The organism is Acidovorax sp. KPB24-07 (assembly GCF_057543315.1).
This window is the reverse complement of the sequence record NZ_BAAJYS010000166.1, coordinates 1-8,273: the sequence shown is the minus strand read 5'-3', so window position 1 is coordinate 8,273 and position 8,273 is coordinate 1. Positions and strand designations below refer to the sequence as shown.

At 67.4% G+C, this 8,273-nt stretch carries 5 protein-coding genes; all 5 read left to right on the top strand.

Features of this window, described 5'->3' with window-relative positions; genetic code table 11:
* On the top strand, window positions 1-1,557 hold a 1,557-nt coding region (locus AC27IQ_RS15705), incomplete at its 5' end, for an alpha-1,4-glucan--maltose-1-phosphate maltosyltransferase (RefSeq protein WP_487090011.1).
* A gap of 15 nt (window positions 1,558-1,572) precedes the next feature.
* The gene (treS, locus tag AC27IQ_RS15700) at window positions 1,573-4,974 is read left to right on the top strand and encodes a maltose alpha-D-glucosyltransferase (protein WP_487090010.1); all 3,402 of its coding nucleotides are present in this window, start codon (window positions 1,573-1,575) and stop codon (window positions 4,972-4,974) included.
* 63 nt (window positions 4,975-5,037) lie between these two features.
* Window positions 5,038-5,748, top strand: a complete 711-nt coding sequence (locus AC27IQ_RS15695) for a mechanosensitive ion channel family protein (RefSeq protein WP_284405925.1) — start codon at window positions 5,038-5,040, stop codon at window positions 5,746-5,748.
* Window positions 5,749-6,033: 285 nt separating this feature from the next.
* On the top strand, window positions 6,034-6,573 hold the full coding sequence (locus AC27IQ_RS15690) for a TRAP transporter small permease subunit (RefSeq protein WP_272564385.1): 540 nt from the start codon (window positions 6,034-6,036) through the stop codon (window positions 6,571-6,573).
* Between the two features lie 48 nt (window positions 6,574-6,621).
* A complete protein-coding gene (locus AC27IQ_RS15685; protein ID WP_487090009.1) occupies window positions 6,622-8,205 on the top strand; it encodes a TRAP transporter large permease in 1,584 nt (527 codons plus the stop codon).
* The last annotated feature ends 68 nt before the right edge of the window (window positions 8,206-8,273 follow it).

The window sequence follows — 8,273 nt, the reverse complement described above, 5'->3', positions numbered from 1 at the left end:
CTGGCGCTGGACGAAGCCGCCGCCGCGGCGATGCGCCGCCACCCCGACCGCCGCTTCGAGGTGCGCTACCCCGACGCCCTGCCGCTGCGGGCCGACCGCGAGCGGGCCCGTTACAGCACCTGGTACGAGCTGTTCCCCCGCTCCACCTCCCCCACCGCGGGCTTGCACGGCACGTTCCGCGACGTCGAGGCGCGCCTGGCCGATATCGCGGCCATGGGCTTCGACGTGCTGTATTTCCCACCCATCCATCCCATCGGGCGGGAGCAGCGCAAGGGCAAGAACAATGCCCTGGCCGCGGGGCCCGACGACGTGGGCAGCCCCTGGGCCATCGGCGCGAAGGAAGGCGGGCACAAGGCCATCCTGCCCGAACTGGGCACCGTGCAGGACTTTCGCCGGCTGGTCGTGGCCGCCAAGGAGCAGGGCCTGGAAGTGGCGCTGGACATTGCCTTCCAATGCGCGCCGGACCACCCCTATGTGAAGGAACACCCCGACTGGTTCCGCTGGCGCCCCGACGGCACGGTGCAGTACGCCGAGAACCCGCCCAAGAAGTACCAGGACATCTATCCCTTCAACTTCGAATGCGACGACTGGCGCGGCCTGTGGGGCGAACTCAAAAGCGTGTTCGAGCACTGGATCGGCGAGGGCGTGCGCATCTTCCGGGTGGACAACCCGCACACCAAGGCCTTTCCGTTCTGGGAATGGGTGATCGCCGAGATCCAGCGCGACCACCCGGACACGATCTTCCTGGCCGAAGCCTTCACGCGGCCCAAGGTGATGCACGGGCTGGCCAAGCGGGGCTTCACCCAGTCGTACACCTACTTCACGTGGCGCAACACCAAGCACGAGCTGACGGAGTACTTCACCGAGCTGTCCACCGGACCGGGCCGCGAGTATTTCCGGCCCAACGCCTGGCCCAACACGCCGGACATCCTGCACGAGCACCTGCAGGGCGGCGAGCCGGCCGTCTTCATGGCACGGCTGGTGCTGGCCGCCACGCTGGCCGCCAACTACGGCATCTACGGCCCGGCCTATGAACTGCTGGAGCACCTGCCGCGCGGGCCGGGCAGCGAGGAATACCTCGACTCCGAAAAGTACCAGCTGCGCCACTGGGACCTGGAGCGCCCCGGCAACCTGCGCGCCTTCATCACCCGCGTGAACCAGATCCGGCGCGAGAACCCGGCCCTGCATGCGGACCACAGGCTGCGCTTCCTGCATGTGGACAACGACCAGCTGCTGGCTTACATGAAGCACTCCGCTGACGGACGGAACATCGTGGTCACCGTGGTCAACCTGGACCCGCACCACCCGCAGTCGGGCTGGCTGCGGCTGTCGGCGGCGGACATCGCGGCCACCGACCCCTCCACGTCCGACATGCCGGCCTCGCAGCCCGCACCCCCTCCCACTGACTGGCAGATGCACGACCTGCTGAGCCAGCAGCGATTCGTCTGGCAGGGCGATGCGCACTACGTGCTGCTGGACCCGCACCGCTCGCCCGCCCACGTGTTCGTGGTGCGCCGGCGCGTCGGCCGCCACGACGACTTCGACCATTTTGAATAAAAAGAAGAGCCGCCCATGAATGCACCTTTGGTCCACCCCCTGCCCGAGCCAGAGCCGGCCGTTACCCCCGAGAACACGGAGATCGACACCAGCGACGATCCCCAGTGGTACCGGGACGCGGTCATCTACCAGCTCAACGTCAAGGCCTTCTTCGACACCAACGGCGACGGGGTGGGCGATTTCAAGGGCGTGACCGCTAAGCTCGACTACGTGAAGGACCTCGGGGTCAACACGATCTGGCTGATGCCGTTCTACCCATCGCCGCTGCGCGACGACGGCTACGACATCTCCGAGTACGAAGACGTCCACCCGCAGTACGGCACGCTGGACGACTTCCGCGAGATGCTGGACGCGGCCCACCAGCGCGGCCTGCGCGTGATCACCGAGCTGGTCATCAACCACACCTCCGCCGAGCACCCCTGGTTCCAGCGCGCGCGCACCGCGCCGCCCGGCTCGCCCGAGCGCGACTTCTACGTGTGGAGCGACACCGACCAGATCTATCAGGGCACGCGCATCATCTTCACCGACACCGAGACGTCGAACTGGGCCTGGGACCCCGTGGCCAAGGCCTATTACTGGCACCGGTTCTTCAGCCACCAGCCGGACCTGAACTTCGACAACCCGCTGGTGATGGAGGCCGTGCTCAAGACCATGCGTTTCTGGCTCGACATGGGTGTGGACGGCTTCCGGCTGGACGCGATCCCCTACCTGATCGAGCGCGACGGCACCAGCAACGAGAACCTGCCCGAAACGCACGCGGTGATCAAGCGGCTGCGCGCCGCGATCGACGCCGAATACAAGAACCGCTTCCTGCTGGCCGAGGCCAACATGTGGCCAGAGGACGTGCGCGAGTATTTCGGCGATGGCGACGAATGCCACATGGCCTACCACTTCCCGCTGATGCCGCGCATGTACATGGCCATCGCCCAGGAAGACCGCCACCCCATCGTCGAGATCCTGCAGCAGACGCCCGACATTCCCGACGGCTGCCAGTGGGCGATCTTCCTGCGCAACCACGACGAGTTGACGCTGGAGATGGTGACCAGCAAGGAACGCGACTACATGTACACCATGTACGCCGCCGACATGCGCGCACGCATCAACCTCGGCATCCGCCGCCGCCTGGCGCCGCTGATGGAAAACGACATCGACCGCGTGAAACTCATGAACGGCATGCTGCTGTCCATGCCCGGCTCGCCCATCATCTACTACGGCGACGAGATCGGCATGGGCGACAACGTGTTCGTGGGTGACCGCAACGGCGTGCGCACGCCGATGCAGTGGAACCCCGACCGCAACGCCGGCTTCTCGCGCGCCGACCCGCAGCGGCTGTACCTGCAGCCCATCATGGATGCCGTGTACGGCTACGAGGCGCTGAACGTCGAGGCCCAGGCCAGCGACCAGAGTTCGCTGCTCAACTGGACCCGCCGCATGCTGGCCGTGCGCAAGACCAGCCGGGCCTTCGGGCGTGGCCGGCGCATCTTCCTGAAGCCGGGCAACCGCAAGATCCTCGCCTACATCAGCGAACACGGCGACGACGTGATCCTGACCGTGTTCAACCTGTCTCGCGCCGCCCAGCCGGTGGAGCTGGACCTGTCGGCCTACAAGGGGCGCGCCCCACTGGAAATGCTGGGCCGCGTCACCTTCCCGCCCATCGGCGACCTGCCCTACCTGCTCACGCTGCACTCCTACGGGTTCTACTGGTTCCGCCTGTCCACCGAGGCGCAGGTGCCCTCCTGGCACCAGGACGGGCTCGACCTGCAGGAGCGCCCGGTGCTGGTGCTGTTCGACGGCTGGACCAGCTTCTTCCGCGAAAACGTGATGCCCTGGCGCATCGGCATGGCCGAACGCATGCGCGTGCAATTCGAATCCGACACGCTGCCGCGCTACATCGAGCTGCAGCGCTGGTACGCCGGCAAGGGCACGGCCATCGAGCGCGCACGCATCCAGGACCACACCGTGTGGAAGACCGAGGGCGGCTATGAATGGATGCTGCCGATCCTGAATGTCGAGGCCCCGTCCACGCCGCCTGCCTCGTACTTCGTTCCCCTGGCCCTGGCATGGGAAGAAGGCGATGAAGAGCGCATGCGCCGGCTCTCGCCCGGCGGCGTGGCGCGCGTGCGCCAGCAGGCCAACGTGGGCGTGATGGGCGACGCCTTCCACGACGAGGCCTTCTGCCGCGCGGTGGTGCGGGCCATCGGTGCCAACGAACAACTGGGAACCGACCGCGGCGGCACGCTGCGTTTTCGCAGCACCGTGGCCTTCGCCGGGATGGCGCAGGGGCTGGATGACCTCACCGTGGGCCGCCCGGGCGCGCAGAGCAGCAACACCGTGGTCACCCTGGGCGAAAAGCTGTTCCTCAAGGGCTACCGGCACGTGCGCAACGGGGTCAATCCCGAGCTGGAGGTGGGCCGCTTCCTGACCGAGGCCGCGCGCTTCGAGCATTGCGTGCCGGTGGGCGGCGCGGTCGAGTACGTCGCGGGCGACGGCACGACCATGACGCTGGCCCTGGTGCAGTCCTACGTGTCCAACCAGGGCGACGGCTGGGAATACACCCTGGGCTACCTGGAGCGGTTTCTGGAAGACACGCGCATCGCCTCGGGCGCCACGGCGGACGTGCATGGAGGCTTCCTCGCGCTGGTGCGAACCCTCGGCCGCCGCACCGCCGGCCTGCACCGGGCACTCGCGCTGCGCACCGGCAACCCGGCGTTCGATCCGGAGCCGGTCACCGCGCAGGACGTGCAGGCCTTCCATGAGCGGGCCTTGGCCGAGGCGGCCGACACGCTGGCGCTGCTGGAGCAGCGCATGGCCGACCTGCCCCCCGCCGCGCGCACCGATGCCCAGGCCCTGCTGGCCCGGCGCGCCACCCTCATGGACCGCATCGGCCAGGGTACCGGCGTGACCCCTTCGGGCCACAAGACGCGCTACCACGGCGACTACCACCTGGGCCAGGTGCTGGTGACCGACAACGACTTCGTCATCATCGACTTCGAGGGCGAACCCGGCCGCACCTTCGAGCAGCGCCGCGCCAAGAGCTCGCCCCTGCGCGACGTGGCCGGCATGCTGCGCTCGTTCAACTACGCCCGCTGGGCCGCGCTCAAGCGGATGACACAGTCCACCGAGGAGATGCTGCGCCTGGACGAAGCGGCCCAGCAATGGGAACGCGAGACGCGCGCCGCGTTTCTCGATGCCTATGCCGCCGAGGCCAGCGCCCCGGCCACCCACCCCGGCGCCCACCTGGAGGTGGCCCCCGTGCCGGACGGCGCCATCGTGGCGCTGTTCGAGATCGAGAAGGCGCTGTACGAGCTGCGCTACGAACTCGGCAACCGCGTCGATTGGGCGCAGGTGCCGCTGCAGGGGCTGCTGGCGCTCATCGGCGCCGCGGCCTCGCCCTCGCCCGCCCCTGCGGCACCGTAGGCGCCCGTCACCCGGCCCGTCAACGACCGTCCACGTTCACCCGATCAATTGAGGGCACCCTCCATGGAAAATTTCAGCATTCATCTGGAACCGGCCCGCGCCATGCTGCTGCAGGTCAGCGCATTCCTGCCGCGGCTTCTCATCGCCCTGCTCGTCGTCGCAGCCGGCTGGCTGGTGGCCAAGGCGGCGCGCTTCGCCGTGACCCGCGGGCTGCGCGCGATCAACTTCCAGGTGCTCACGCAGCGCGCCGGGCTCGACGGCTTTCTGAAGCAAGGCGGCGTGCAGGGCGACACCACCAGCATCTTCGGCATCCTGGTCTATTGGCTGGTCATCCTCGCCTCGCTGCTCATCGCCTTCAACGGTCTGGGCCTGAGCTACGTGACCGCGCTGCTCAGCCGCGTGGTGTGGTTCGTGCCCAACCTGTTCATCGCGCTCATCATCCTCGCGCTGGGCGCATACTTCGGCCGCTTCGTCGGCGAGATGGTGGCCGCGCAGGGCCGGCGCAGCGGCCTGAAGGAAACCGTGCTGCTGGGCAAGCTGGCGCAGTACGCGATCGTGGCCTTCGTCGTGCTGATCGCGCTCGACCACCTGCGCATCGGCGGCGACATCGTGCGCCAGAGCTTCCTCATCGTGCTGGGCGGCGCGGTGTTCGCCCTGGCGCTGGCCTTCGGCTTAGGGGGCAAGGACCGCGCGGCCGAGTGCATCGAGCACTGGTGGCCGCGCAAGCGCGGCCCGGGCGACGGCCCCGCGGGCGACGACCAGCGCATTCCATGACACCCGCCCGGCCGCGTCAACGGCGCTGCCCACCAAGCTGCTGAGACGGCACGTTCCAGGCCCCCCTGGGCGCCCCACCCCGCGCTGTGCCGCGGGGTTTCTTTTGCCCTGCTTGTCATGGCGCGGTGCGCAGGGCCAAGCCGCACGGGAAAACCCCACCCCCCAGCGTCAGGCTTTTTTCAGCAGCCCGGGAGTACGATCGGCGCCACTGCCGGCCCTGCGTCCACGCGCAGCGGCCGGGCCGCCGTATTTCAATAATTCCCCAAGTTCTCCAGGAGACAAACCGTGTCAGGACTCCTCAAATTGGCCATGGGCATGGACTGGATTTCCACCAAGCTCAGCAAGGTGGCCGGATGGGCCGTGCTCGCCGCCGCTCTGATTTCCGCCACCAACGCGATCATCCGCTACGGCCTGGACATGAGTTCCAACGCCTGGCTCGAGATCCAGTGGTACCTCTTCGCCACCACCGTGATGCTGGGCGCGCCGCTGGTGCTCAAGCTCAACGAGCACGTGCGCGTGGACATCATCTACGGCCGGCTGCGCGGCAAGAAGCCCGTGCTGGTGGACCTGTTCGGCCTGATCGTCTTCCTGCTGCCGGTGATGGGCCTGCTCACCTGGCTGACGGCGCCGTTCTTCTGGCACATGCTGGTGTCGGGCGAGATGTCCGGCAACATCGGAGGCCTGATCCGCTGGCCCGCCGCGCTGCTGATGCCCCTGGGCTTCGGCGCGATGTTCCTGCAAGGCGTGGCCGAGATCATCAAGCGCGTGGCCTACCTGCGCGGCGACATCCAGATGAATACGCACTACGAGAAGCCGGTGCAGTAAGCACCCGCCCGCCCCTGCCCCACCGACTTCTCTCAGGACGACACCAGAATGCACATGGAAAACTTTGCCCCGATCATGTTCGCGGGGCTGATCGTGATCATGCTGATCGGGTTCCCGGTCGCGTTTTCGCTCGCGGCCCTGGGCCTGTTCAGCGGCTTCTTCGCCATCGAGATGGGCTGGTTCCCGGCCAACTTCATGGCGAACCTGCCGATCAACATGTTCGGCATCCTGTCCAACGACCTGCTGCTGGCCATTCCGTTCTTCACGCTCATGGGCGCGGTGCTCGAGAAATGCGGCCTGGCCGAGGACATGCTCGACTCCATGGGCCAGCTGTTCGGCCCGGTGCGCGGCGGGCTGGGCTACTCGGTCATCATCGTGGGCTTCATCCTCGGGGCCATCACCGGCACCGTCGCCGGCCAGGTGATCGCCATGGCCATGATCTCGCTGCCGGTGATGATGCGCTACGGCTACAACATGCGCTACTCCACCGGCGTGCTGGCGGCCTCGGGCACCATCACGCAGCTGGTGCCGCCCTCGCTGGTGCTGATCGTCATGGCCGACCAGCTCGGCCGTTCGGTGGGCGATATGTACAAGGGCGCCTGGGGCCCCGCCATCCTGCAGGTGCTGATCTTCGCCATCTACACCTTCCTGCTGGGCCGCTTCCGCCCCGAGTACGTGCCCGGCCTGCCCAAGACGGCGCGCACGCTGCACGGCTGGGCCCTGTGGGGCAAGTGCCTGCGCGGCATCATTCCCTCGGCCATCCTGATCTTCGCGGTGCTGGGCTCCATGGGTGGCCTGCCCTTCATGGACCACGCCATCGCCACGCCGACCGAAGCCGGTGCCATGGGCGCGGTGGGCTCGCTGATCCTGGCGGCCATCCACAAGCGGCTCACGTGGCAGCTCATCAAGGAAGCGATGGACGGCACCATGCGGCTCACGGCCATGGTGGTGTTCATCCTGATCGGCTCGCGGGTGTTCTCGCTGGTGTTCCAGGGCGTGGATGGCGCCATCTGGATCGAACACCTGCTGAGCGACCTGCCAGGCGGCCAGATCGGCTTCCTGATCGTGGTGAACATCTTCATCTTCTTCCTGGCGTTCTTCCTCGACTTCTTCGAGATCGCCTTCATCATCCTGCCGCTGCTGGGCCCCGTGGCGCACAAGCTGGGCATCGACCTGGTGTGGTTCGGCGTGCTGCTGTGCGTGAACATGCAGACGAGCTTCATGCACCCGCCCTTCGGCTTCGCGCTGTTCTACCTGCGCGGCATCTCGGACACGCTGTTCAAGGAAAAACGCATCGACAGACCGGTCAAGTCCAGCGACATCTACATGGGCTCCATCCCCTGGGTGATCATGCAGCTGATCCTGGTGGCGATCGTGATCTTCTTCCCGCAGACGGTGACCGTCTTCCTGGACAAGGAGCAGGTGGTCGACCTGGACAAGGTGCAACTCGAGATGCCGGCCGACTCGTCCGCCGAGCCCACCATCAACATGGATGACCCGTTCGGCACCGGAGAAAAGCCCGCAGCGGGCAGCGCCGCCCCGGCCGCCGAACCCGGTGCCGAGGCCATGCCGGTGCCCGAGCCAGCACCGGACGCCGCACCCGCCGAAGGCGCGGCCAGCACGCCGCAATGACGGGCAACTCCCCGAACGTGCCACCTGCGGACGCAGCGGACGCACCGGGCGGTGCCGGGGGCACCTGG